This window comes from Streptomyces sp. NPDC056061 (assembly GCF_042266885.1).
In the GTDB taxonomy this organism is placed as follows: Bacteria; Actinomycetota; Actinomycetes; order Streptomycetales; family Streptomycetaceae; genus Streptomyces.
This window is the reverse complement of record NZ_JBHJWQ010000017.1, coordinates 153,455-177,598: the sequence shown is the minus strand read 5'-3', so window position 1 is coordinate 177,598 and position 24,144 is coordinate 153,455. Positions and strand designations below refer to the sequence as shown.

The window sequence follows — 24,144 nt, the reverse complement described above, 5'->3', positions numbered from 1 at the left end:
GCCGCGGCCCGGCAGGACACGGGGCGGGGCGCGGTGACCCGCACCCCGCCCCGTGCGGTGTCAGCGCTTCCTGCCGCCGCGGTCCGGATCGGTGAGTCCGGCCCGCCGCAGCGCGTCCGCCATCGCGCTGTTCACCGGTGCCGGTGCCGGTGCCGGACGGGCACCGCCACCACGCCGGTCGCGGTCCTGGCCGCCCTGTCGCGGTCGGGGCGGCCGCCCCGCCTGGCCGCCGCGCTCCCGTCGGGGCCCGCCGCCCTGGGAGGCCGCCCCCGCCTCGTCGTCCAGCCGCAGCGACAACGAGATCCGCTTCCGCGGAATGTCGACGTCCATGACCTTGACCTTCACGATGTCGCCCGGCTTCACGACGTCCCTCGGGTCCTTCACGAACGTGCGGGACATCGCCGACACGTGGACCAGCCCGTCCTGGTGCACCCCGACGTCCACGAACGCGCCGAACGCCGCGACATTGGTGACCACGCCCTCCAGCACCATCCCGGACGCCAGGTCGCCGATCTTCTCGACGCCCTCCTTGAACGTCGCCGTCCGGAACGCCGGACGCGGGTCGCGGCCCGGCTTCTCCAGCTCCTTCAGGATGTCGGTGACCGTGGGCAGACCGAACTTCTGGTCCACGAAGTCGTCGGCGCGCAGCGACCGGAGCACGCCCGTGTTGCCGATCAGCGCGGCAACGTCACCGCCCGTCCGCTTCACCATCGCCCGCACCACCGGGTACGCCTCCGGGTGCACGCTCGACGCGTCCAGCGGGTCGTCGCCCCGGATGCGCAGGAAGCCCGCGCACTGCTCGTACGCCTTCGGACCGAGGCGCGCCACGTCCTTGAGCGCCCGGCGCGTCCGGAAGGGGCCGTTCGCGTCGCGGTGCGCGACGATGTTCTCGGCGAGCCCCGCGCCGATCCCCGAGACCCGCGAGAGCAGCGGCGCCGACGCGGTGTTGACGTCCACCCCGACCCCGTTGACGCAGTCCTCGACCACCGCGTCCAGGGACCGCGAGAGCTTCACCTCGGACAGGTCGTGCTGGTACTGGCCGACCCCGATCGACTTCGGGTCGATCTTCACCAGCTCCGCGAGCGGGTCCTGGAGGCGTCGCGCGATCGACACCGCGCCGCGCAACGACACGTCCATGTCCGGGAGCTCCTGCGAGGCGAAGGCCGAGGCCGAGTACACCGAAGCGCCCGCCTCCGACACCATCACCTTGGTGAGCTTCAACTCGGGGTGCTTGTCGATGAGTTCACCAGCGAGCTTGTCGGTCTCGCGAGAAGCCGTGCCGTTGCCGATCGCGATCAGCTCGACGTCGTGGGCCCTCGCCAGCCGCTCCAGCGCAGCCAGCGACTGGTCCCACCTGTTCGCGGGCACGTGCGGGTGGATGACGTCCGTGGCCACGACCTTGCCGGTCGCGTCGACGACGGCGACCTTCACACCCGTACGGAAACCGGGGTCGAGCCCCAGCGTGGCGCGCGTCCCGGCCGGCGCGGCGAGCAGCAGATCACGCAGGTTCGACGCGAAGACCCGTACCGCCTCGTCCTCCGCCGCCGTCCGCAGCCGCAGCCGCAGGTCGATGCCGAGGTGCACCAGGATGCGGGTCCGCCAGGCCCAGCGCACGGTCTCGCGCAGCCACGTGTCGCCCGGGCGCCCCCGGTCGCTCACCCCGAAGCGCCGGGCGACGATTCCCTCGTACGCCGTCGGGCCGGGGGCGTCCGAGGGCTCCTCCGGCTCCAGGACCAGGTCGAGCACGTCCTCCTTCTCGCCCCGCAGCATCGCCAGCACCCGGTGCGAGGGCAGCTCGGTGAACGGCTCGGCGAAGTCGAAGTAGTCGGCGAACTTCGCCCCGGCCTCCTCCTTGCCGTCGCGCACCCTGGCGGCCAGCCGCCCGCGCGTCCACATGCGCTCGCGCAGCTCGCCGATCAGGTCGGCGTCTTCCGAGAACCGCTCGGTGAGGATGGCGCGGGCCCCCTCCAGCGCGGCGGCCGGATCGGCCACGCCCCTGTCCGCGTCCACGAACGCGGCGGCAGCGGCGAGCGGCTCCACCGACGGGTCGCCGAGCAGCCCGTCGGCGAGTGGTTCGAGCCCCGCCTCGCGGGCGATCTGCGCCTTCGTGCGGCGCTTCGGCTTGAACGGCAGGTAGATGTCCTCCAGGCGCGCCTTGGTGTCGGCGGCCCGGATCCGTGTCTCCAGCGCATCGTCCAGCTTGCCCTGCTCGCGCACGGAGTCGAGGATCGCCGTCCGGCGGTCCTCCAGCTCTCGCAGATAGCGCAGCCGCTCCTCCAGCGTGCGCAGCTGCGCGTCGTCGAGCATCTCGGTCGCTTCCTTGCGGTAGCGCGCGATGAACGGCACGGTCGACCCGCCGTCGAGCAGCTCGACGGCCGCCTTCACCTGCCGTTCGCGTACGCCGAGCTCCTCGGCGATCCTGCCTTCGATGGACGTCGTCACGGTTCTACCGACTCGCCTTCTCGTACGGGCTGTCCTGGCTGTGCTTCCCGGGGCAGAACCCCGTGGTCTGCATTGTGCCGGGTGGCCGGGCGCCGTGTCGCCCGGCCACCCCCTCGCGGCCCGTCGGAGTCCGGCTCAGCCCCGGCCGGTCAGACCGTCGGGGAACGCGCCCGCCGCGCCCGCCGTCATCAGGAAGCCGCGGCTCAGTTCGGTGAGCCGGGCCACCCCCTGCGCACCGAGATGCTCGTACGGTGCCCGGTCCATCCGGTCCGTGGCGTCCTCCAGCTCCGCCCGCAGCGCGGCCCCCGCCTCGGTCAACTCGCCCCCGCCGTCGAGAATCCCGCGCTCGCGCAGCCGGTCCTCGGCCTCGTCCCAGTCGCTCTGCTCCCATCCCCGGGTGGACAGGAGCCAGCGCGGATTCATTCCCTTGCCGGTCGCGGTGTGGCTCACCAGGGCCTCCACAGGGTCGAGACCGGCCGACAGGAGGGCGGCGAGGTGACCGTCGCCGCGGTGTTCGCGCAGCAGCGTCGCGGCGTGCCAGTACGCGAGGTGAGGTTCCTCGGGCGTCGGGAGATCGGCATGGGCGGCATGGAGCGGCCGGGCGTGTCGGGTGCACGCCTCGGTGGCGCGCAGGGCCAGCTCGGCCGCCTCGGCGAGCTCGGCGGAGGCGATGGCCTCTTCGCCCAGCAGCCGCCGCAGCGTGGCGTCGGCGGCGCGCAGCCGGGCGTCCAGCACCGCCTGCGGCGAGGCCACGGACCACACGGCGGGCAGGTGCCGGGCGACGAGGTCATGGTTGAAGTTGTAGAAGGCGGCGGTGACGGTGCCGGGGCCGACGGCACCGAACGCAGCCGCCCGGCAGGCGAAGTAGACGGCACCGGGGTCGTCGATGCCGATCCGTGCGAACTCCCTGCCGAGGTCGGGGGAGAAATAGATCGTGGAGTGCAGCGGATTGACCGCGTTGTGGCACCGACGTCCCGCACGCGGCGGCAGAGTACTCATGCCCGCCACGCTACCGACTGGTCGGTACTGTCCGGGACCCGGGGCGACGCCCGGATTCCCCGGTCCGGCATGGCGGAAAAGGTGGGCTGCTCGTCATTGCGGCCATCCCGTCGCGCCCCGAAGGATGGGGAACATGACGCAGCGATCCGTCCTCGTCGTCCTGTTCGACGACGTGCAGAGCCTCGACGTGACCGGCCCAGTGGAGGTCTTCGACGGGGCCTCCCACTTCCCCGGGGCCGCATACGCACTGCGCACCGCCTCCCTCGACGGCTCCCCGGTCCGCACGAGCAGCGGCCTCGTCCTCGTCCCGGACACCTCGCTCGCCGACGCGGAGCCGCCGCACACCCTCCTCGTCCCCGGCGGCCGGGGCACCCGCAGCCCCGACCCGGAACTCGTCGACTGGCTGCGCGACCACGCGCCGCGCGCCGAACGCCTCGTCTCGGTGTGCACCGGCGCACTGCTGCTGGCCGCCGCCGGCCTGCTGGACGGCCACCGCGTGACCACGCACTGGACCGTCTGCGACCACCTCGCGCGCGCCCACCCGGCCGTCGAGGTCGACCCGGAGCCGATCTTCGTACGGGACGGCAGGCTCGCCACCTCCGCCGGTGTCACCGCCGGCATCGATCTCACCCTCGCCCTCGTGGAGGAGGACCACGGCCGGGACGTCGCCCTCCGCGTCGCCCGCCATCTCGTGGTCTTCCTTTGCAGACCGGGCAACCAGGCCCAGTTCAGCGCCCAACTCGTCGCGCAGACCGCCCGGCGCGAACCGCTGCGCGAGGTCCAGCACTGGATCACCGAGCATCCGGCCGAGGACCTCACCGTCGAGGCACTGGCCGCCCGTGCCCGGCTGTCGCCGCGCCACTTCGCCCGCGCCTTCCGTGCCGAGACCGGACTCACCCCCGGCCGCTACGTCGACCGGGTCCGCATGGAACACGCGCGCCGCCTGCTGGAGGACACCTCCGACGGTGTCGCCGGTGTCGCGCACGCCAGCGGATACGGCACCCCGGAGGCCATGCGCCGCGCGTTCCTCAAGGCTCTCGGCACGGCACCCGCCGAGTACCGCCGACGCTTCCGGCCCGCGGCCGCCGCGGACTGACCGGTGGCCCGGCCCCCGCACCCCGCCCGGTGATCCGTCCCACCACCGCCCTCCCCGACAAGGAGCCCCATGCAGATCGCCATCGTCCTCTACGACCGCTTCACCTCGCTCGACGCCGTCGGGCCCTACGAGATGCTCCAGCGTCTCCCCGGCGCCGAGACCGTCCTCGTCGCCGAACGGACCGGGCCGGTGCGCAACGAGAGCGGCAGCCTCGCGCTCGTCGCCGACCGGACGTTCGCCGACGTGCCCGCCCCGGACGTCGTGGTCGTCCCCGGCGGCCCGGGCCAGCGCGTCCTGATGGACGACGCGGCGCTGCTCGGCTGGCTGCGCACGGCCGACGCCACCAGTACCTGGACGACCTCCGTGTGCACCGGATCGCTGCTGCTGGCGGCGGCCGGACTGCTGACCGGCCGCCGCGCCACCTCGCACTGGCTCGCCCTGGACACCCTGCGCGGCTTCGGCGCCGAGCCGACCGGCGAACGCGTCGTCACCGACGGCAAGTACGTCACGGCCGCGGGCGTCTCCGCAGGCATCGACATGGGGCTGGTCCTGGCCGGGCGGATCGCGGGCGACGAGCACGCCATGTCCGTGCAGCTGCTGACCGAGTACGACCCCAGGCCGCCCTATGACGCGGGCTCGCCGGAGAAGGCCCCGGCCGCGCTGGTCGAGGAGTTCCGTGCCGGGAGCCGCTTCATGCTCCGGTGACGGCAGCCCGGTCCGGCTCCTCGGGCCAGCCGAAGCGCGGCGCGCGCCGCTCCAGGAAGGCGGCGACACCCTCCGCGGTGTCGCCGCTGCGCCGTGCCTGGTCCGCCCAGTACGCGTCCCGGTCCCGGCGCCCGTCGGCGAACTCCTTCGCCGCCGCCTGAGTGAGGCGCGAGCGTGCCGCCAGAGTCCGCACGTACGCGTCGACCCGGGCGTCCAGGCCGCCGGCCGGCAGCACCTCGTCGACCAGACCGGTCCGCAGCGCCCGCGCGGTGTCGATCAGCTCGCCGGAGAAGAGCAGGTGCTTCGTGGTGGCGGGACCGGCCAGCGCCACCAGCCGCCGGGTCGACGACGCCGGGTACACGATCCCGAGCCGGGCCGGTGTCACCCCGAACGACGCCCCTTCCTCGGCGAACCGCAGGTCGCAGGCGGCCGCGAGCTGGCTGCCACCGCCCACGCAGTGGCCGCGGACCGCCGCCAGCGTCGGCCGGGGGAACGCCGCGAGCGCCTCCTCCGCAGCCACCGCGAGCGCCTGCGGATCGGTCGACGGGTCCCGGAGCGAGGAGATGTCCGCCCCCGCGCAGAAGGTGTTCCCGGCACCGGTCAGCACCAGTGCCCGGACGGCGCCGTCGGCCGCCAGCCGGTCCAGCAGAACGGGAAGTGCGCCCCACATCGCGGCAGTCATCGCGTTGCGCTTGGCCGGATTGCTGATGACGACGGTGGCGACACCGTCCACGACGGTGTGCTCCAGCCCGGGTTCCGTGCGTTCCATGCGCCGGATGCTATCCGTTCGGTTCGAACCTATGATCAAGAAGGGGTGGCCGCGCACGCACGCACCGTGAGGAGTCCCCCATGGCCGATCCCGCAGTCGAGGGCCGACGGCTGAGCCGCAGTTTCGGACGGCTGGCCGTGCTCGGCACGCTGCTCGTCGTGGCCGGCCTGGTCGGACTCGTCTACACCGGCGTCGCGACGCTCACCTCGATGCTCCTCTTCGGCTGGCTGCTGCTGGTCGGCGGCGTCGTGGGTCTGCTCCATGCCATCGAGTCGCGCGGCAGCAACTTCTTCTGGCTGGCCGTCGTGGTGGCCGCGTTGAACATCGCCGCCGGAGTCGTCGTCATCCACCATCCGCACGGGACGGCCGAGGCGCTGACCATGTTCGCCGCGCTGCTCTTCCTGACCGGTGGGCTGTTCCGGCTGGTCGGCAGCGTCGTCGTGCGCGGTCCGCAGTTCGGCTGGACGCTGCTGCAAGGGGCCTTCGGGCTGCTGCTCGGGCTGCTGGTGCTCTTCGACTGGCCGCACAGCAGTCTCTACGTGCTCGGCCTCTTCTTCTCGCTGGCGCTGCTCTTCGACGGGCTCGGGCTGATCGCGATCGGGGTCGGCGGGCGCCGCATCGTCTCCCTCGTCTCGGACCGGACGATGACGGGCCCGACCGGGGAACTTCCCGGCGTGTCCGCAGGAGACGACCGGAACCAGTCCAAGAGCTGATCCCCGCGTGCATATTCGCTCGGAACTTGTCGATTCGGGTCGAGTTTTGCCGAGTGGCCCGATGGACGCGACTACGCCGCGCACCCTGTACTCGACGTGCAGTCACCACCGAGTCGAGAGCGGGTACCCGACTATGGAGAGCCGCGGCAGTGTTCCCGCCCGGCCCGTGTCGTACGAAGGAGTCTGGCGGTTCACGGCTCCGGCCGTGGACGCCTCCGTACCGCGGGCCAGGCACGCCGTACGCGATCTGCTGAACCGTCAGGGCGTGCCGGTCGACGCCGACACCGCCGAAGGGCTGCTGCTCATCGTCTCCGAGCTGGCGACCAACGCGGTGAAGCACGCCGCGCTGCTCTCGCCGGAACTCGCCGTCGAGGTCGCCGTCGGCGCGGAGTGGGTGAGGGTGTCCGTGGAGGACAATCACCCCTACCGGCCGACGGCCCTGGAGACGGACCACGCGCAGACCGGCGGTCGCGGGCTGCTCCTGGTCCGGGAGATCACCCGGGAGGCGGGCGGGGTCTGCGACGTGCAGCAGACCGCGCGCGGCGGAAAGGTCATCTGGGCCGCGCTGCCGCTCGGCACGCGGCCCTGACCGGCCCCGTCCGCCGGGGCCGGCCGTACACCGCTACCAGCCCGCGGAATCCCCGGTCAGTTCCCTGATCGCCGGCCGCGCGGCGTCCAGCACCGTCATGAACCATGCCGAGAACGGCGCCGCGGCGTGCCGCTCGGCGAGCTCGCCGGCCGTCACGAAGGCGGTCTCGCCGACCTCGTCCGGGGCCGGCCGCAGCCGGTCCTGGACCAGGCCCACGAAGAGATGGTTGAACTCCTGCTCCACCAGGCCGGACGCCGGATCGGGATGGTTGTAACGGACCGTGCCCGCCTCGGCCATCAGGGTGGGGGACACCCCCAGCTCCTCGTGTGTGCGCCGGGCGGCGGCGGCGAAGGGCGCCTCGCCGGGATAGGGGTGACCGCAGCAGGTGTTCGACCAGACACCGGGGGAGTGGTACTTGCCGAGCGCCCGCCGCTGGAGCAGCAGCCGGCCCTGCTCGTCGAAGAGGAACACCGAGAAGGCGCGGTGGAGTTGTCCGGGCGGCTGGTGGGCGGCGAGCTTCTCCGCGGTACCGATGGTGGCGCCGTCCTCATCGACCAGTTCGAGCATGATCGCGTCTGCTGTGCCGTTCGACGAGGCGTTCGTCGCGGTGGCTGGTGTGGTCGCCATACCCATCCTTCGCTATGGTCCCGGCCCGGTGCGCCGGTCCCGTCGAGTCCGCTCAAGTCTGCCGTACAAAAGCCGCTTGTCCGCACTTCGGGTCCTGGCATGTCCGTTCCCGCGGCCACGCCCGGCGCGGCCGCGGGAATGGACGGGCGGTGTCACACGCCGAAGGCGGCCGGGTAGCGGACGGTGCCGCTCGGAACCCGCTCCGACTCGTCGAGCACCAGTGCCATCATCGCCTCGTCCGGGACGTCGAGGGCCGGCCGGATCCCGTACCGGGACGCCGGTACGAAGCCGAACCGCGCGTAGTACGCCGGGTCGCCGAGCACCAGGACGAGGGACTCGCCGCGCAGACGGGCGGCGTCGAGCGCGGCCCGCACCACGGCCTGTCCGGCCCCCTTCCGCCGGTGCTCCGGGGCTGTTGCCACCGGGGCCAGCGCCAGGGCAGGGGCGTCCCCGACCCGGCACCGGGTCAGCAGCGCGCAGGCCGCGACACCGCCGTCCGCGCCCGCCCGCGCGACCTGCCCGAGGCCGGGCAGCCAGGCCGCCGGATCGGCACGCAGCGCGTCGACCAGGTCGGCCTCGTACGGAGTGGGGAAGGCCGCGACGTTGACCGCGCGCACGGCCGCCGCGTCCGCACCGGTCTCCGGCCGGGTCGGCCAGCGGGGATCGGCGGGGCGCAGCACGTGACAGGCGTAGCCGTACTCCGTGCCGTGATCGCGGCGCACGGCAAGTTCCTCGCGGGTCGCCGCGACCGCCCACGCCATGCCGCGGGCCGAGACGTCCGCGGCCTCGACGCGCGCGGCGAGCGGGACGTAGTACTCGTCCCAGTCGCTGTCGGGTTGCACCCGCATCCCGAGGACGTGATAGCCGGCCGCGACCGCCGCCGCGCTGTTCGCCGCGGCCGGGCGCAGCGATCCCTCCCGCTCCCAGAAGGCGCGGGCTCCCGCCGTCGGCGCGTCGGTCGTCCAGACGCAGTCGCTGACGACGAGGGAGCCGCCCGGGGCGAGCAGGCGCTTCCAGTCGCGCAGCGCGGTGTCGAAACCGATGAGGTAAGCGGACCCCTCGGCCCAGACGAGGTCGAACGACCCGTCCGGGAAGTCGGAGAGGTCGGCCATGTCGCGCCGGACCGTGCGAATGCGGTCGTCGAGCCCGCGGGCACGGGCCGCCTCGCGCAGTTCTTCGAGGAACGGCTCGTGGAGGTCGACGGCGGTCACCTCGGCACCTGCCTCGGCGGCGAGCAGCAGCGAGGCGCGGCCGGGCCCGCAGCCCAGGTCCAGGACGCGCGGACGCCGCGGCAGCGGGCCGGTGAACTCCAGCAGCCCGCGGGTGGTGGCGTCGGAGCCGGGGCTCTGCCGGGGCAGGCCGTGGTGCAGGGAGAAGAAGGCCGCAGTACGCACGGCGTTCTCATCGGTGGTGTGCGTGGTACGAGTGGTGCGGTCGTTGTCGGTCAACGTGGAAAACCCTTGTGGACGAGGGCTTCGGCCGACGGGTCGACCCGGTACGGACCGGGGCGCTAGCCGAGAGCCCGGGAGACGAGGAGGGATCGGATGCTGCGCCGGGCAGGCGCCGTCGCGACGGTCATCGACCTCAGCTCCACTCTCGACAGGGGAGGCCACTCGCCTCGCCGGACACCCTACACCGGCCGTACCGGCCCGGCCCTCAGTGGCAGAGCCCCGCCTCGTGCTCGGCGTGGCCGCTGGGTTCCAGCTGGAACGTGCAGTGCTCCACGTCGAAGTGGGTGCCCAGACACCCCTGGAGGTCGTGGAGCAGCTTCTCGTGACCGATCGAATCCAGCACGTCCCGGCTGACCACCACATGGGCGGAGAGCACCGGCATCCCCGACGTGATCGTCCAGGCGTGCAGGTCGTGCACGTCCAGTACGCCGGGCAGCGCGGTGATGTGGGCGCGCACCTCCCCGATGTCCACGCCCTTCGGTGCCGCCTCCAGCAGCACGTTGAGCGTCTCCCTGAGTAGTTTCACGGTCCGGGGGACGATCATCAGGCCGATCACCAGCGAGGCGATCGGGTCGGCGGCCTGCCAGCCGGTGGCCAGGATGATGCCCGCCGAGATCAGCACGGCGACGGATCCGAGGGTGTCGGCGAGCACCTCCAGATAGGCGCCGCGCACGTTGAGGCTGGCCTGCTGCCCGCGCAGCAGCAGCGACAGCGAGATCATGTTGGCGACCAGGCCGACCAGGGCGAAGACGATCGTCAGACCGCCGTCGGTCTCGGCCGGGGTGATGAACCGCCCGATCGCCTCGACCAGCAGGAAGCCACCCACGCCGAGCAGCAGCAGGCAGTTCGCCAGGGCGGCCAGGATCTCGGCGCGGGCGAAGCCGAAGGTGCGGTTGAGCCCGGCGGGCCGGTTGGCGAAGTGGATCGCCAGCAGCGCCATGCCCAGCCCCAGCGCGTCGGTCGCCATGTGCGCCGCGTCGGCGATCAGGGCGAGCGAACCGGCGAGCAGTCCACCGACGATCTCCATCACCGTCACGGTGAGCGTGATGCACAGCGCGATGCGCAGACGCCCCCGGTACGCGGCGGCCGCCGTGCCGGTGGGCGGCGGCCCGTTATGCGTGTGTCCGTGATCGTGCCCTGCCCCCATGGGGACGCCTCCCGGTCGTCTCGCGGACTCGGGCGCGGTCGGCCCGAGCACTGCCAGTGAACTACGGGTGGGGGGTATGGGGCAACACGGTACTGAACACCGTTGTCATCCCCCTGACCTGCGGAAACGTTCGCAGATCAGGGGGATGGGAGTGAGCCTCGGCCGTTAGTTCGTGCGCGCCTCGGGATGCTGGAGACACCAGCCCTCCCAGGCGGACGCGACCATGTCGCGCACCCCGCGCCGAGCCGTCCAGCCGAGCTCCCGGGAGATTCGCTCGGCGGATGCCACGGCCCTCGCGGCATCGCCGGGGCGCCGCGCCTCCACCACGGGCTCCACGTGCCTGCCGGTGATCTCGCCCACCAGATCGGCGAGCTCGCGCACCGAGACCCCCGTGCCGCGGCCGACGTTCACGGTAAGGTCGCCGCCCGCCCACCCGGCAAGCACCCGGGCGACGGCGAGGTGCGCGTCGGCGAGATCCGCGACATGGACGTAGTCGCGGACGCAGGTGCCGTCGGGCGTCGGGTAGTCGTCACCGAAGATCCGGGGGGCCTCGCCCCGGGTCAGCCGCTCGAAGAACATCGGAATGACGTTGGCGGCGCCCGTGTCCGACAGTTCCGGCGCCGCGGCCCCGGCCACGTTGAAGTAGCGCAGGCATCCGGTGGACAGCCCGTGCGCCCTCCCGGCGGCGCGGACCAGCCACTCCCCGGCGAGCTTCGTCTCGCCGTAGGGGTTGATCGGGAGGCACGGGGTGTCCTCGGTGACGAGTTCTCCGCCCGGTACCCCGTACACCGCGGCGGAGGACGAGAACAGGAAGCGGCGCACCCCGGCGGCGACGACCGCCTCCAGGAGGACGGTCAGCCCTGCCACGTTCTCCCGGTAGTACAGCAGCGGCTTCTCGACGGACTCACCGACCTGCTTCTTCGCCGCGAGATGCACCACACCCGTCACATCGTGTCGCTCCAGCACCCGGTCGAGCAGCGCGCGGTCGGCGCACGAGCCCTCGACCAGCGGCACATCGGCCGGGAGCCGTGAGGTGACCCCGCTCGACAGGTCGTCGAGGGCAACCACCCGCTCACCGGCACCTCTCATGGACCGCACCACGTGTGCGCCGATGTATCCCGCCCCACCTGTGATCAGCCATGTCATACGAGTCAGCCTAAGGGCTGCCCCGTGATCCCCGACGGGCCACGGATCACGGCACGGCCCTCGGGCCGTGCTCCCGGAACGCCGTCCTCGGCCCGGGGCGGGCGGCCGGTCGCAGGCCCTGCCCGAATGGGGCGGAAGGGCCCGGAAGGACCGGGGCGGGGCCCTCGCGTTTTGTCAGGCGGGGCGGGGATCGACGATGATGATCGCGGACGGCGCGGCAGATGCCGGTCCGCCCCGAGCGGAGCGCAAACAGGCAGTGAACTCCCGCTTCCGTTCATCCGATAGCCTCTGCCGACGTGCCGCCGGCCCGCCGAGGGCCGTGCCTTCGCGCGCCGACCCCGTCAGCACCAAGGAGTGAGTTCGTCTGTCGACCGCCATTCTCACCGGTGCTCCGGTACCCGGATCGTCGCTCGCCGACGATCTGCGGTCACTGGGCTTCGACGTACAGGTCGCCGCCGATGTGACCGAGGCCGCACGGCTTCTCTCCGCCGCCCCGGCCGATCGCCGCGTCGCACTGGTCGACCCCCGCTTCGTCGGTCATGTTCATGCCCTCCGGCTCGGACTGACCGACCCGCGCTTTTCCGCCGCCGCCGTACCCGGAGCGCTCACCGCGCAGCCGGAGGCCAGGCCCGCGCTCGTCCGGGCCCTGGACGCCGCGGCAGCGGACGACGGCATTCCCGCGGAACCGGGTCCCACCGCCGCCGACGGAACCGTGCCCGGCCGGCTCGCCGTGGTCATGGACGCCGGGGGCACCCCCGTGCAGCGCCCCGAGCTCGGGTCGCTGGTCGCCGCGGTGCCGACCGACGCGGCCTCGCGCGCGGCGGCGGAGAGCGGCCTCGCCGCGGTCGACGACGAGGCGGTGCGGCTGCGCAGCGCCGTGAAGGCGCACGACGGCTTCTTCACCACGTTCTTCATCAGCCCGTACTCCCGCTACATCGCGCGCTGGTGCGCCCGGCGCGGCCTCACCCCGAACCAGGTCACCACCGCGTCCCTGCTGACCGCGCTGATCGCGGCCGGCAGTGCCGCGACCGGCACCCGCGGCGGCTTCGTCGCCGCAGGCGTGCTGCTGCTCCTCTCCTTCGTCCTGGACTGCACCGACGGGCAGCTCGCCCGTTACTCGCTGCAGTACTCGACGCTGGGCGCCTGGCTGGACGCCACCTTCGACCGGGCCAAGGAATACGCGTACTACGCGGGCCTGGCCCTCGGCGCCGCCCGCGGCGGCGACGACGTCTGGGCCCTCGCCCTCGGCGCCATGGTGCTCCAGGCATGCCGCCACGTCATCGACTTCTCGTTCAACGAGGCCAACCACGACGCCGTGGCGAACTCGAGCCCCACGGCCGCACTCTCCAGCAGGCTCGACAGCGTCGGCTGGACGGTCTGGCTGCGCCGGATGATAGTGCTGCCGATCGGGGAGCGCTGGGCGATGATCGCGGTGCTCACCGCGGTGACCACCCCTCGGATCGTCTTCTACGCGTTGCTCGTCGGCTGCTCCTTCGCGGCCTGCTACACGACCGCGGGACGGCTGCTGCGTTCGTTGACCCGCAAGGCCGAGCGCACCGACCGTGCCGCCCGGGCCCTGGCCGATCTCGCCGACTGCGGTCCCCTGAACGAGGCCGTCGCCACGTTCGGACCCCGGCTCGGCGGCAGCTGGAGCGCCCCGGTCACGGCCCTGCTCGCCGGAGCGCTCATGATCGCCTCCGCGCTCTCGCAGCCCTTCGGCAGCTGGCACACCATCCTGGCGGCGGTGGTCTACGCGATGTTCTCCGGCATGGCCGTCTCCCGCCCCCTCAAGGGAGCGCTGGACTGGCTCGTGCCCCCGATATTCAGGGCGGCCGAGTACTGCACCGTCCTGATCCTCGCCGCCCGCAGCGACGTGCCCGGGGCACTTCCGGCGGCGTTCGGGCTGGTCTCGGCCGTCGCCTACCATCACTACGACACGGTGTACCGCATTCGCGGGGGCACCGGTGCGCCGCCCCGGTGGCTGGTACGCACGATCGGTGGCCACGAGGGCCGCACCCTGGTGGTGACCGTACTCGCCGCCGTATGCGCCCGGCACACGGCGTTCACCGTGGCACTGACCGCGTTCGCGGCGGCCGTGGCACTGGTGGTGCTCGTGGAGTCCATCCGCTTCTGGGTGTCCTCCGGAGCACCCGCCGTTCACGACGAAGGAGAACCCGCATGATCGGCCTCGTACTGGCAGCCGGTGCCGGACGGCGACTGCGCCCCTACACCGACACGCTCCCGAAGGCCCTCGTGCCTGTCGACGGCGAGAAGACCGTCCTGGACCTCACGCTGGCGAACTTCGCGGAGATCGGCCTCACCGAGGTCGCCGTCGTGGTCGGCTACCGCAAGGAGGCCGTGTACGCCCGCAAGGCCGAGTTCGAGGCGACGTACGGCGTCACCCTCACCCTGATCGACAACGACAAGGCCGAGGAGTGGAACAACGCCTACTCCCTGTGGTGCGCCCGTGACGTCCTGACGCGCGGCGTCATCCTGGCGAACGGCGACACCGTCCACCCGGTCTCCGTCGAGCGGACCCTCCTGGACGCCCGCGGCGACGGGCAGAAGATCATCCTCGCGCTGGACACGGTGAAGAATCTCGCCGACGAGGAGATGAAGGTCGTCACCGAGGACGGCAAGGGTGTGCGACGCATCACGAAGCTGATGGACCCGGCCGCCGCGACCGGGGAGTACATCGGCGTCACCCTCATCGAGCCGGAGGCCGCCGCCGATCTCGCCGACGCCCTGCGGACGACGTTCGAGCGCGACCCGGACCTCTACTACGAGGACGGCTACCAGGAACTCGTGAACCGCGGCTTCGCCATCGACGTGGCGCCCATCGGCGACGTGGCGTGGGTCGAGATCGACAACCACGACGACCTCGCGAAGGGCCGTGAGATCGCGTGCCAGTACTGACCCGGCTCATCCCGTCCCCGGTCGTCGTCGACATCAGCCGCGGAGCCCTGGACGAGCTGGCCGGCCTCCTCGCCGACCAGCGGATCTCCGCATCGGGCAAGCTCGCCGTCGCGATCAGCGACGGGTCGGGGCGCGCCCTGCGCGAGCGGCTGGCCCCGGCGATGCCCGGAGCCCACTGGTACCCGGTCGCCGACGGCACCCTCGACTCGGCGGTCAAGCTCGCCGACGACATCAAGGGCAACCGGTACGACGCCGTGGTCGGTCTCGGCGGCGGCAAGATCATCGACGTGGCGAAGTACGCCGCCGCGCGCGTCGGGCTGCCGATGGTGGCGGTGGCGACGAACCTCGCCCACGACGGGCTCTGCTCGCCGGTCGCGACCCTGGACAACGACAACGGCCGCGGTTCCTACGGGGTCCCCACCCCGATCGCCGTCGTCATCGACCTCGACGTCATCCGCCGGGCCCCGGCCCGCTTCGTGCGCTCCGGCATCGGTGACGCGGTCTCCAACATCTCCTGCGTGGCCGACTGGGAGCTGGCCCACGAGGTCAGGGGCGACGAGATCGACGGACTTGCCGCGGCCATGGCCCGGCAGGCCGGCGAGGCCGTGCTGCGCCACCCCGGCGGGATCGGCGACGACGGCTTCCTCAAGGTGCTGGCCGAGGGCCTCGTGCTGACCGGCATCTCCATGTCGGTGGCAGGCGACTCCCGGCCCGCCTCGGGCGCCTGCCACGAGATCAACCACGCCTTCGACCTGCTGTACCCCAGGCGAGCCGCGAGCCACGGCGAGCAGGTCGGCGTCGGCGCCTGCTTCGCCATGTACCTGCGCGGCGCCCGCGAGGAGTCGCTGCTCATGGCGGCCACCCTGCGGCGCCACGGTCTGCCCGTCCTGCCCGGAGAGATCGGTTTCACCACCGACGAGTTCGTCCGGGCCGTCGACTACGCCCCGCAGACCCGGCCGGGACGCTTCACCATCCTCGAACACCTCAACCTGTCCACCGACCAGATCAGGGACGCGTACGCCGACTATGCAAAAGCCATCCATAGCTGAACTCCGCCCGGTCGTGCACCCCCCGGGCGTGAAGGACCGGCGCAGTGGCGAGCACTGGGCGGGTCGGCTCTACATGCGCGAGATCTCCCTGCGGGTGGACCGGCACCTGGTGAACACCAGGATCACGCCCAACCAGCTGACCTACGTGATGACCGTCGCGGGCGTGCTCGCCGCGCCGGCCCTGCTCGTGCCGGGCATCCCCGGGGCACTGCTCGGCGTGCTCATGGTCCAGCTCTACCTGCTGCTCGACTGTGTCGACGGCGAGGTGGCCCGCTGGAAGAAGCAGTTCTCACTGGGCGGGGTCTACCTGGACCGGGTCGGCGCCTACCTCTGCGACGCGGCCGTGCTGGTCGGCTTCGGCCTGCGCGCCGCCGACCCGTGGGGCTCCGGGCGCATCGACTGGTTGTGGGCCTTCCTGGGCACGCTCGCGGCCCTCGGCGCCATCCTGATCAAGGCCGAGACCGACCTCGTGGGCGTGGCGCGCCACCAGGGCGGGCTGCCGCCGGTCAAGGAGGCCGCCTCCGAGCCGCGCTCGTCCGGCATGGCGCTCGCCCGCCGGGCCGCCGCCGCGCTCAAGTTCCACCGGCTGATCCTCGGCGTCGAGGCGTCCCTGGTCGTCCTGGCGGCGGCCGTCCTCGACGCGGTGCGGGACGACCTGTTCTTCAGCCGTCTCATGGTCGCGGTCCTGGCCGGCATCGCCCTGCTGCAGACGCTCCTGCACCTCGTGTCGATCCTCGCGTCGAGCAGGCTGAAGTGAGCACCTCCATGAAGCTCGGCGCAGTCATCATCACGATGGGCAACCGGCCCGCGGAACTGCGTGCCCTCCTCGATTCGGTCGCCGGGCAGCAGGGTGACCGGATCGAGGTGGTCGTGGTCGGCAACGGCGCCCCCGTACCGGACGTCCCCGCCGGGGTGCGCACCGTCGAACTGCCCGAGAACCTGGGCATCCCCGGCGGCCGCAACGTCGGCATCGAGGCGTTCGGCCCGTCCGGCACCGACGTGGACGCCCTGCTCTTCCTCGACGACGACGGCCTGCTCCCGCTCTCCGACACCGCGGAGCTGTGCCGGCAGGCATTCGAGGCCGATCCCGAGCTGGGCATCATCAGCTTCCGCATCGCCGACCCGGACACCGGGGTCACCCAGCGCCGCCACGTACCGCGCCTGCGCGCCTCCGACCCGATGCGCTCCTCGCGGGTGACCACCTTCCTCGGTGGTGCCAACGCCGTGCGCACCAAGGTCGTCGCCGAGGTCGGACCGTTGCCCGGCCAGTTCTTCTACGCGCACGAGGAGACCGACCTCGCCTGGCGCGCGCTGGACGCCGGCTGGATGATCGACTACCGCGCCGACATGGTCCTCAGCCATCCGACCACCGCCCCGTCGCGGCACGCGGTCTACCACCGCATGGTGGCGCGCAACCGGGTGTGGCTGGCCAGGCGCAACCTGCCCGCGCCGCTGGTCCCCGTCTACCTCGGGGTGTGGCTGCTGCTGACCCTGCTGCGCAAGCCCTCCGGCCCGGCCCTGAAGGCGTGGTTCGGCGGCTTCAAGGAGGGCTGGTCCACGCCGTGCGGCACCCGGCGTCCGATGAAGTGGCGGACGGTGTGGCGGCTGACCAGGCTCGGCCGACCTCCTGTGATCTGAGAGCCTCTTCTCTGAGAGCATGGGACGTGATTCCTCTGCATCACCTTCTCCACGGGACCTGTCCGCTCCGAGCCGCGCCCGCGACCGGCCGCGCATCTTGAATACGAGAGTTTCATCTGGTGAGTGACACAACCCACGATGGTGCGGTCGCGCTGAGCACCGCACGATCCGCCGACGAGGGCCTGAGCGCGGCCGAGACCGCCGCCAAGTACGGCTTGGCGGTGAGCGGCGCCCGGCCCGGGCTCGTCGAGTACATCCGCCAGCTCTGGGGCCGGCGCCACTTCATCGTGGCGTTCTCCCGGGCGAAGCTGACCGCCCAGTACAGCCAGGCGAAGCTGGGGCAGCTGTGGCAGGTGGCCACCCCGCTGCTCAACGCCGCGGTCTACTTCCTGATCTTCGGGCTGATCCTGGGGACCAGGAAGGGAATGACCCAGGACGTCTTCATCCCGTTCCTGGTGACGGGTGTCTTCGTGTTCACCTTCACCCAGAGTTCGGTGATGGCGGGCGTGCGGGCCATCTCCGGGAACCTGGGACTGGTCCGGGCCCTGCACTTCCCGCGCGCCTCGCTGCCGATCTCGTTCTCGCTCCAGCAGCTCCAGCAGCTGCTGTACTCCATGATCGTGCTCGCGATCGTCGCCATCGCCTTCGGCAGCTACCCGGGGCTGTCCTGGCTGCTGATCATTCCGGCGCTGGCCATGCAGTTCGTCTTCAACACCGGACTGGCGCTGATCATGGCCAGGCTGGGCAGCAAGACGCCCGACCTCGCCCAGCTGATGCCGTTCATCATGCGGACCTGGATGTACGCGTCGGGCGTCATGTTCTCCATCCCGGTGATGCTCAAGGACAAGCCGGCCTGGATTGCCGACGTGCTCCAGTACAACCCGGCGGCCATCTACATGGACCTGATGCGCTTCGCGCTGATCGACGGCTACGGCTCCGAGAACCTTCCGGCGCATGTCTGGGTGATCGGGCTGGCCTGGGCGGTCCTCATCGGCGTGGTGGGATTCGTGTACTTCTGGAAGGCAGAGGAACGGTACGGCCGTGGCTGAGGACAACACTTCGGGACGCGTCCCCACCGTCATCGCCGACGACGTGCACATCGTGTACCGCGTCAACGGCGGCGGCGGAGGAGGCAAGGGGAGCGCCACCGCGGCGCTGAGCCGGATACTGCGCCGCGGCAAGGGCGAACCGCGAGGGGTGCGGAAGGTCCACGCGGTGCGCGGCGTCTCGTTCACCGCGTACCGCGGCGAGGCGATCGGCCTCATCGGGACCAACGGCTCCGGCAAGTCGACCCTGCTGCGGGCCATCGCCGGTCTGCTCCCCACCGAGAGCGGCAAGGTGTACACGGACGGGCAGCCGTCGCTGCTGGGCGTGAACGCGGCGCTGATGGGCGATCTGACCGGGGAGCGCAACGTGGTGCTCGGCGGCCTCGCGATGGGCATGTCGCGCGAGGAGATCCGCGAGCGCTACCAGGACATCGTCGACTTCTCCGGCATCAACGAGAAGGGCGACTTCATCACCCTGCCGATGCGGACGTACTCCTCCGGCATGGGGGCCCGGCTCCGGTTCTCGATCGCGGCGGCGAAGAACCACGACGTCCTCATGATCGACGAGGCGCTGGCGACGGGAGACCGCAAGTTCCAGATCCGCTCCGAGCAGCGCATCAGGGAACTGCGCAAGGAGGCCGGCACGGTCTTCCTGGTCAGCCACAGCAACAAGTCCATCAGGGACACCTGCGACCGGGTGCTGTGGCTGGAGAAGGGCGAACTCCTGATGGACGGCCCGTCGGACGAGGTCCTCAAGGCGTACGAGCGCGAGACCGGCAAGTAGCCCGTCACCGGGTTCCGCGACACCGGCGCGGCCTTCGCAGGAGTCTTCCGGCGGAGGCCGCACCGGTGTCCGGAGAGCGGACGCGCCGTGGCGTTCTGCACGCCCGGCGGTATGCGCGGGACAAGATCTCCTCCCGTCGGATGAGGCCAATTTCCTTGCGCACGGGGAAAGTTGACGGGGTGGAGCGCGTTGCGGGACAGGGCGCGGCACCCCGCCGTATCGATGAGCGTTGTACAACGTAAGCTGTACCGGTGCTGATTCGTTGCAAGTGGGGCGATACTGCCGGGCCGTACGGCCCGCGGGTGTGCTCCGCACTCGGCAGAGCGGGCGGCGTGTCCGGAATGGGATGTTTTGGGTCAGCAGTGTAGAACGGGAGATGTGACGGCAATGACGGAAGATCTCCAGCTCCGAGGTGCCCACGCCGTCCCAGTACCGGGTGGTCAGCGGTGACCGCCTCCCCGCAGGCGCGGCTCGACGCGGTCGTGCCCGCCACCCTCGACAAGGCCGCGCACGAGAACTTCCCCGTAGCCCCCTTCTTCCTCCCGCGAGCCTGGCGGGACGACCTGATGGCCGTCTACGGCTTCGCCCGCCTCGTCGACGACATCGGCGACGGCGATCTCGCCCCCGGCGGTGCGGACGCCCGCCATCTGGGACTCGACCCGGAGTCGGCCGACGACCGGCTCGCCATGCTCGACGCTCTGGAGGCCGACCTGCGCCGGGTCTTCGCGAGCACGGGCGACGGCCCGGGCCACCCCCTGCTGCGGGTGCTGCGCCCCACCGTGCGACGCCGCGCCCTCGGCCCCGAGCCCTTTCTCGGTCTCATCGAGGCGAACCGTCAGGACCAGAAGGTCCGGCGCTACGGGACGTACGACGAGCTGGCGGCCTACTGCGAGCTCTCCGCCAACCCCGTCGGCAGACTGGTCCTGCAGATCACCGGGACCGCCACGCCCGAACGCGTCCGCCGCTCCGACGCCGTCTGCACGGCCCTCCAGATCGTCGAACACCTCCAGGACGTCGCGGAGGACCTCGGCCGCGACCGGATCTATCTGCCCGCGGACGACATGGCCCGGTTCCACGTCCGGGAATCCGACCTCGCCGCCCCTTCGGGGGGTGCAGCGGTGCGTTCACTGGTCGCGTACGAAGCGGAACGTGCCCGGGAACTGCTGGATGAGGGCGCCCCCCTGGTGGGCAGCGTCCACGGCAGACTCAGGCTGCTTCTCGCCGGATTCGTGGGAGGAGGGCGTGCTGCCCTCACCGCGATCGCGGCCGCCGGGTTCGACGTACTGCCCGGCCCGCCCAAGCCCACCGGGCCGGGCCTGCTGCGCGAAGTGGGAGTTGTCTTGCGAAGAGCGCGGAGAGAGGGGTGAGCCGGACCGTGGAGGGACAGACGACGTACATGTCGGCACCGGTACAGGCCGCATACGGGTACTGCGAGGCGGTCACCGGACAGCAGGCACGCAACTTCGCCTACGGCATCAGACTGCTGCCGGCCGAGAAGCGGCAGGCCATGTCGGCGTTGTACGCCTTCTCCCGTCGTGTCGACGACATCGGTGACGGCGATCTGGCACCGGAGACCAAGCACAAGCGCCTGGAGAGCACCCGCACGGTCCTGGACCGGATCCGCGACGGCGCGATCGACGAGGACGACACCGATCCGGTGGCCGTCGCGCTCGCCGACGCCGCGCGGAGGTTCCCGCTCCCGCTCGGCGGGCTCGACGAGCTCATCGACGGCGTGCTGATGGACGTGCGCGGGGCGACGTACGAGACCTGGGACGACCTCAAGGTCTACTGCCGCTGCGTCGCCGGCGCCATCGGCCGACTCAGCCTGGGTATCTTCGGCACCCAGCCCGGCGCCCCCGGAGCCGACCGCGCCGCGGAGTACGCCGACACGCTGGGGCTCGCGCTCCAGCTGACGAACATCCTGCGCGACGTCCGCGAGGACGCGGGCAACGGGCGCACCTACCTGCCCGCCGACGACCTCGCCAAGTTCGGCTGCTCGGCAGGCTTCCACCGGTCCACCCCGCCCGCCGGCGCCGACTTCGCTGGGCTGGTCCACTTCGAGGTGCGCCGCGCCCGCACGCTGTTCGCCGAGGGGTACCGGCTGCTGCCGATGCTGGACCGGCGCAGCGGCGCCTGCGTCGCGGCCATGGCGGGCATCTACCGGAGGCTGCTCGACCGGATCGAGCGCGACCCGGAGGCGGTGCTGCGCGGCCGGGTCTCGTTGCCCGGCCACGAGAAGGCGTACGTGGCGGTCCGCGGCCTCTCCGGTCTCGACACCCGGCACGTCTCCCGACGGACGGCCGGGAGGCGCGTCTGATGCGCCGCACGGACATCTCACGCACCATGTGCATCACGGACGAGCCTTTTGACCGGCGGTCAACCCTCCGGCGCAAGGACGCGTCCTTGATCGAAGTGACCCGATGAAAGGAGGGCGCGTGACGGACGACGCCCTGCGCTCCTCCCGTGCGGTGGTGATCGGCGGCGGAATCGCCGGCGTCACCGCGGCGTTGCGTCTCGCGGACGCCGGACTTGACGTGACCCTGCTGGAAGGGCGGCCGCGGCTCGGCGGACTCGCCTTCTCCTTCCGGCGCGGGGAACTGGCGGTCGACAACGGACAGCATGTCTACCTGCGCTGCTGCACCGCCTACCGATGGTTCCTGGACCGCGTCGGCGCAACGAGCCTGGCGCCCCTGCAAAACCGTTTGGACGTGCCCGTTCTCGACGTCGGCCGGATCGCGGGACCCCGGCTGGGACGGCTGCGCCGCAACGCGCTGCCGGTGCCGTTCCACCTCGCGGCCGGACTCGCCGCCTATCCGCACCTCTCGCTCGCCGAGCGGGCGAGCGTCTCGCGTGCCGCACTCGCGCTGGGCCGCCTGGACCCGGACGATCCCGCACTCGACACCGTCGACTTCGGCAGCTGGCTCGCCCGGCACGGCCAGTCGCCCCGCACGATCGAGGCCCTCTGGGACCTCGTCGGCGTCGCCACCCTCAACGCCACCGCGCCGAACGCCTCGCTCGCGCTCGCCGCGAAGGTCTTCCGGACCGGGCTCCTCTCCGAGCCCGGCGCCGCCGACATCGGCTGGGCGGGCGTGCCCCTCGGCGAGATTCACGACACGCTGGCCCGCACGGCGCTGGACGCCGCCGGGGTCCGCACCGAACTGCGGACCAGGGCGACCTCGCTCACCCGTACGGAGCAGGGCGGGTGGACCGTCGGCACACAGGGCGAACGGATCGACGCCGACACCGTCGTCCTCGCCGTTCCGCAGCGCGAGACCCACGACCTGCTGCCCGTGGGAGCGCTCGACGCCCCGGAACGGCTGCTCGACATCGGCACCTCGCCGATTCTCAACGTGCACGTCGTCTACGACCGCAAGGTGCTGCGCCGTCCGTTCTTCGCCGCGCTCGGCTCCCCGGTCCAATGGGTCTTCGACCGCACGGAGGCATCCGGGCTCACCGGCCCCGGACAGTACCTCGCGGTGTCCCAGTCCGCAGCGGGCGAGGAGATCGACCTCCCCGTCGCCGAACTGCGCGCACGGTACCTGCCCGAGCTCGAACGGCTCCTCCCGGCTGCCCGCACCGCCGGGATCAGGGATTTCTTCGTCACCCGGGAACGCACGGCGACCTTCGCCCCTGCGCCCGGCGTCGGCAGGCTGCGTCCCGGAGCCCGGACCCGGGCCGAGGGCCTGGCCCTGGCCGGCGCGTGGACGGCCACCGGCTGGCCCGCGACGATGGAGGGTGCCGTCCGCAGCGGGTTCAGCGCCGCGGACGTCGCTCTGAGGGCGCTGGGCCGCTCCCATGAACATCCGCTGCAGGAGGCGGCATGAGCAGTACCACCGGAACAAGAGGAGAGTCAGTGACCCCGGCGAATCCGGCTTTCGACACCGTGGCCGACACCACGGACGTCACCGCGCTTCTGGAGCGCGGGCGGGCCCTTTCCACGCCGGTGCTCCGGGCCGCTGTGAACCGGCTCGCACCGCCCATGGACACCGTCGCCGCCTACCACTTCGGCTGGATCGACGCCCAGGGACGGCCCGCGGAGGGCGACGGCGGCAAGGCCGTCCGTCCGGCGCTGGCCCTGCTGTCCGCGGAGGCGGCGGGCGCCGTCCCCGAGGCGGGCGTCCCCGGCGCCGTGGCCGTCGAACTCGTGCACAACTTCTCGTTGCTGCACGACGATTTGATGGACGGCGACGAACAGCGCCGCCACCGCGACACCGTCTGGAAGCTGCACGGCCCCGCCCAGGCGATCCTGGTCGGCGACGCGCTCTTCGCGCTCGCCAACGAGATCCTGCTGGAGCTCGGCACCGTCGAGGCGGGCCGGGCGGCACGCCGTCTGACGGTCGCCACCCGCAAGCTCATCGACGGGCAGGCCCAGGACATCTCCTACGAGCACCGCGAGCGGGTCACCGTCGAGGAGTGCCTGGAGATGGAGGGCAACAAGACCGGGGCCCTGCTCGCCTGCGCCTGCTCCATCGGTGCGGTCCTCGGCGGCGCCGACGACCGCACCGCCGACACCCTGGAGGCGTACGGCTACCACCTCGGCCTCGCCTTCCAGGCGGTGGACGACCTGCTCGGCATCTGGGGCGACCCCGAGTCCACCGGCAAGCAGACCTGGAGCGACCTGCGCCAGCGCAAGAAGTCGTTGCCGGTCGTCGCCGCGCTCGCCGCGGGCGGAACGGCCTCGGAGCGGCTCGGCGACCTGCTGGCCGCCGATGCCAAGAGCAGCGATTTCGACAGCTTCTCCGAAGAGGAGTTCGCCGCCCGCGCGGCGCTCATCGAGGAGGCGGGCGGCCGTGAGTGGACCGCCCAGGAGGCCCGTCGGCAGCACGCGGTCGCCATCGAGGCGCTGCACCGCGTCGACATGCCGCAGGCCGTGCGGGCGCAGCTCACGGCGCTCGCGGACTTCGTCGTCGTACGAAAGAGATGATCACCATCTGGTCCATATGACTCGCAGTCGCCGGCCGGCGCCCCCACCGGGCGCCGGCCGACGGAGACCCCAGCACAGCAGAGGAACCACTGCACGAAGGGGA

General features: G+C 72.0%; 22 protein-coding genes. 15 read left to right on the top strand and 7 right to left on the bottom strand.

The annotated features are described in order from the left end of the window. Positions 1-60: 60 nt before the first annotated feature. Positions 61-2,442: a Tex family protein gene (locus ACFC79_RS23795; RefSeq protein ID WP_376243209.1), complete on the bottom strand. Its 2,382-nt coding sequence runs from the start codon at positions 2,440-2,442 to the stop codon at positions 61-63. A gap of 135 nt (positions 2,443-2,577) precedes the next feature. Continuing rightward, positions 2,578-3,441 carry a hypothetical protein gene (locus ACFC79_RS23790; protein ID WP_376243207.1) on the bottom strand — a complete coding sequence of 288 codons (864 nt, stop codon included), beginning with the start codon at positions 3,439-3,441 and terminating at the stop codon, positions 2,578-2,580. A gap of 133 nt (positions 3,442-3,574) precedes the next feature. On the opposite strand from ACFC79_RS23790, the gene ACFC79_RS23785 reads away from it, so the two are divergent. Together ACFC79_RS23785 and ACFC79_RS23780 are read left to right on the top strand one after the other, a co-directional pair. After that, complete coding sequence (locus ACFC79_RS23785) at positions 3,575-4,537, top strand: GlxA family transcriptional regulator (RefSeq protein WP_376243206.1); 963 nt, start codon at positions 3,575-3,577, stop codon at positions 4,535-4,537. Between the two features lie 69 nt (positions 4,538-4,606). After that, complete coding sequence (locus ACFC79_RS23780) at positions 4,607-5,242, top strand: DJ-1/PfpI family protein (RefSeq protein ID WP_376243203.1); 636 nt, start codon at positions 4,607-4,609, stop codon at positions 5,240-5,242. Here the strand turns inward: ACFC79_RS23780 and ACFC79_RS23775 are convergent. Further along, on the bottom strand, positions 5,229-6,011 hold the full coding sequence (locus tag ACFC79_RS23775) for an enoyl-CoA hydratase/isomerase family protein (RefSeq protein ID WP_376243200.1): 783 nt from the start codon (positions 6,009-6,011) through the stop codon (positions 5,229-5,231). The genes ACFC79_RS23780 and ACFC79_RS23775 overlap by 14 nt on opposite strands. Positions 6,012-6,091: 80 nt before the next feature. On the opposite strand from ACFC79_RS23775, the gene ACFC79_RS23770 reads away from it, so the two are divergent. Then, a complete protein-coding gene (locus ACFC79_RS23770) occupies positions 6,092-6,724 on the top strand; it encodes an HdeD family acid-resistance protein (protein ID WP_376243198.1) in 633 nt (210 codons plus the stop codon). A 133-nt stretch (positions 6,725-6,857) separates the two neighbouring features. Beyond that, positions 6,858-7,313 carry an ATP-binding protein gene (locus ACFC79_RS23765; protein ID WP_376243274.1) on the top strand — a complete coding sequence of 152 codons (456 nt, stop codon included), beginning with the start codon at positions 6,858-6,860 and terminating at the stop codon, positions 7,311-7,313. 33 nt (positions 7,314-7,346) lie between these two features. Here the strand turns inward: ACFC79_RS23765 and idi are convergent, their stop codons facing one another. The 4 genes from idi to galE form a co-directional block, all read right to left on the bottom strand. After that, positions 7,347-7,940: an isopentenyl-diphosphate Delta-isomerase gene (gene idi / locus ACFC79_RS23760; protein ID WP_376243196.1), complete on the bottom strand. Its 594-nt coding sequence runs from the start codon at positions 7,938-7,940 to the stop codon at positions 7,347-7,349. Between the two features lie 152 nt (positions 7,941-8,092). Continuing rightward, positions 8,093-9,388, bottom strand: coding sequence for a GNAT family N-acetyltransferase (locus ACFC79_RS23755; protein WP_376243193.1), 1,296 nt, complete (start codon positions 9,386-9,388; stop codon positions 8,093-8,095). A 208-nt stretch (positions 9,389-9,596) separates the two neighbouring features. Next, positions 9,597-10,538 carry a cation diffusion facilitator family transporter gene (locus ACFC79_RS23750; protein ID WP_376243190.1) on the bottom strand — a complete coding sequence of 314 codons (942 nt, stop codon included), beginning with the start codon at positions 10,536-10,538 and terminating at the stop codon, positions 9,597-9,599. Positions 10,539-10,703: 165 nt separating this feature from the next. Next, the gene (gene galE, locus ACFC79_RS23745) at positions 10,704-11,684 is read right to left on the bottom strand and encodes a UDP-glucose 4-epimerase GalE (RefSeq protein WP_376243188.1); all 981 of its coding nucleotides are present in this window, start codon (positions 11,682-11,684) and stop codon (positions 10,704-10,706) included. Between the two features lie 421 nt (positions 11,685-12,105). Here galE and ACFC79_RS23740 point away from each other — a divergent pair, with 421 nt between their 5' ends. From ACFC79_RS23740 to ACFC79_RS23690, 11 genes are all read left to right on the top strand, one after another. Next, positions 12,106-13,866 carry a DUF5941 domain-containing protein gene (locus tag ACFC79_RS23740; protein ID WP_376243272.1) on the top strand — a complete coding sequence of 587 codons (1,761 nt, stop codon included), beginning with the start codon at positions 12,106-12,108 and terminating at the stop codon, positions 13,864-13,866. Continuing rightward, positions 13,863-14,600, top strand: a complete 738-nt coding sequence (locus tag ACFC79_RS23735; RefSeq protein ID WP_376243185.1) for a sugar phosphate nucleotidyltransferase — start codon at positions 13,863-13,865, stop codon at positions 14,598-14,600. Before ACFC79_RS23740 ends, ACFC79_RS23735 begins: the two co-directional genes overlap by 4 nt. Next, entirely contained in the window at positions 14,588-15,649 is a 1,062-nt protein-coding gene (locus ACFC79_RS23730; protein ID WP_376243182.1) for an iron-containing alcohol dehydrogenase family protein, read from the top strand. The genes ACFC79_RS23735 and ACFC79_RS23730 overlap by 13 nt, the downstream gene beginning before the upstream one ends. After that, positions 15,627-16,406 carry a CDP-alcohol phosphatidyltransferase family protein gene (locus tag ACFC79_RS23725; RefSeq protein WP_376243179.1) on the top strand — a complete coding sequence of 260 codons (780 nt, stop codon included), beginning with the start codon at positions 15,627-15,629 and terminating at the stop codon, positions 16,404-16,406. Before ACFC79_RS23730 ends, ACFC79_RS23725 begins: the two co-directional genes overlap by 23 nt. An 8-nt stretch (positions 16,407-16,414) precedes the next feature. Beyond that, positions 16,415-17,287 (top strand): glycosyltransferase family 2 protein, encoded by an 873-nt coding sequence (locus ACFC79_RS23720; protein WP_376243176.1) that lies wholly within the window; start codon positions 16,415-16,417, stop codon positions 17,285-17,287. A gap of 119 nt (positions 17,288-17,406) precedes the next feature. Beyond that, positions 17,407-18,336: an ABC transporter permease gene (locus tag ACFC79_RS23715; RefSeq protein WP_376243173.1), complete on the top strand. Its 930-nt coding sequence runs from the start codon at positions 17,407-17,409 to the stop codon at positions 18,334-18,336. Continuing rightward, positions 18,329-19,117 carry an ABC transporter ATP-binding protein gene (locus ACFC79_RS23710; protein ID WP_376243170.1) on the top strand — a complete coding sequence of 263 codons (789 nt, stop codon included), beginning with the start codon at positions 18,329-18,331 and terminating at the stop codon, positions 19,115-19,117. The genes ACFC79_RS23715 and ACFC79_RS23710 overlap by 8 nt, the downstream gene beginning before the upstream one ends. A gap of 446 nt (positions 19,118-19,563) precedes the next feature. Further along, complete coding sequence (hpnC, locus tag ACFC79_RS23705; protein WP_376243168.1) at positions 19,564-20,484, top strand: squalene synthase HpnC; 921 nt, start codon at positions 19,564-19,566, stop codon at positions 20,482-20,484. 29 nt (positions 20,485-20,513) lie between these two features. Further along, positions 20,514-21,434 carry a presqualene diphosphate synthase HpnD gene (hpnD, locus tag ACFC79_RS23700; RefSeq protein ID WP_376243269.1) on the top strand — a complete coding sequence of 307 codons (921 nt, stop codon included), beginning with the start codon at positions 20,514-20,516 and terminating at the stop codon, positions 21,432-21,434. Positions 21,435-21,537: 103 nt separating this feature from the next. Then, complete coding sequence (gene hpnE / locus ACFC79_RS23695; RefSeq protein ID WP_376243165.1) at positions 21,538-22,941, top strand: hydroxysqualene dehydroxylase HpnE; 1,404 nt, start codon at positions 21,538-21,540, stop codon at positions 22,939-22,941. Next, complete coding sequence (locus ACFC79_RS23690; protein ID WP_376243162.1) at positions 22,938-24,041, top strand: polyprenyl synthetase family protein; 1,104 nt, start codon at positions 22,938-22,940, stop codon at positions 24,039-24,041. The genes hpnE and ACFC79_RS23690 overlap by 4 nt, the downstream gene beginning before the upstream one ends. Positions 24,042-24,144: the final 103 nt, after the last annotated feature.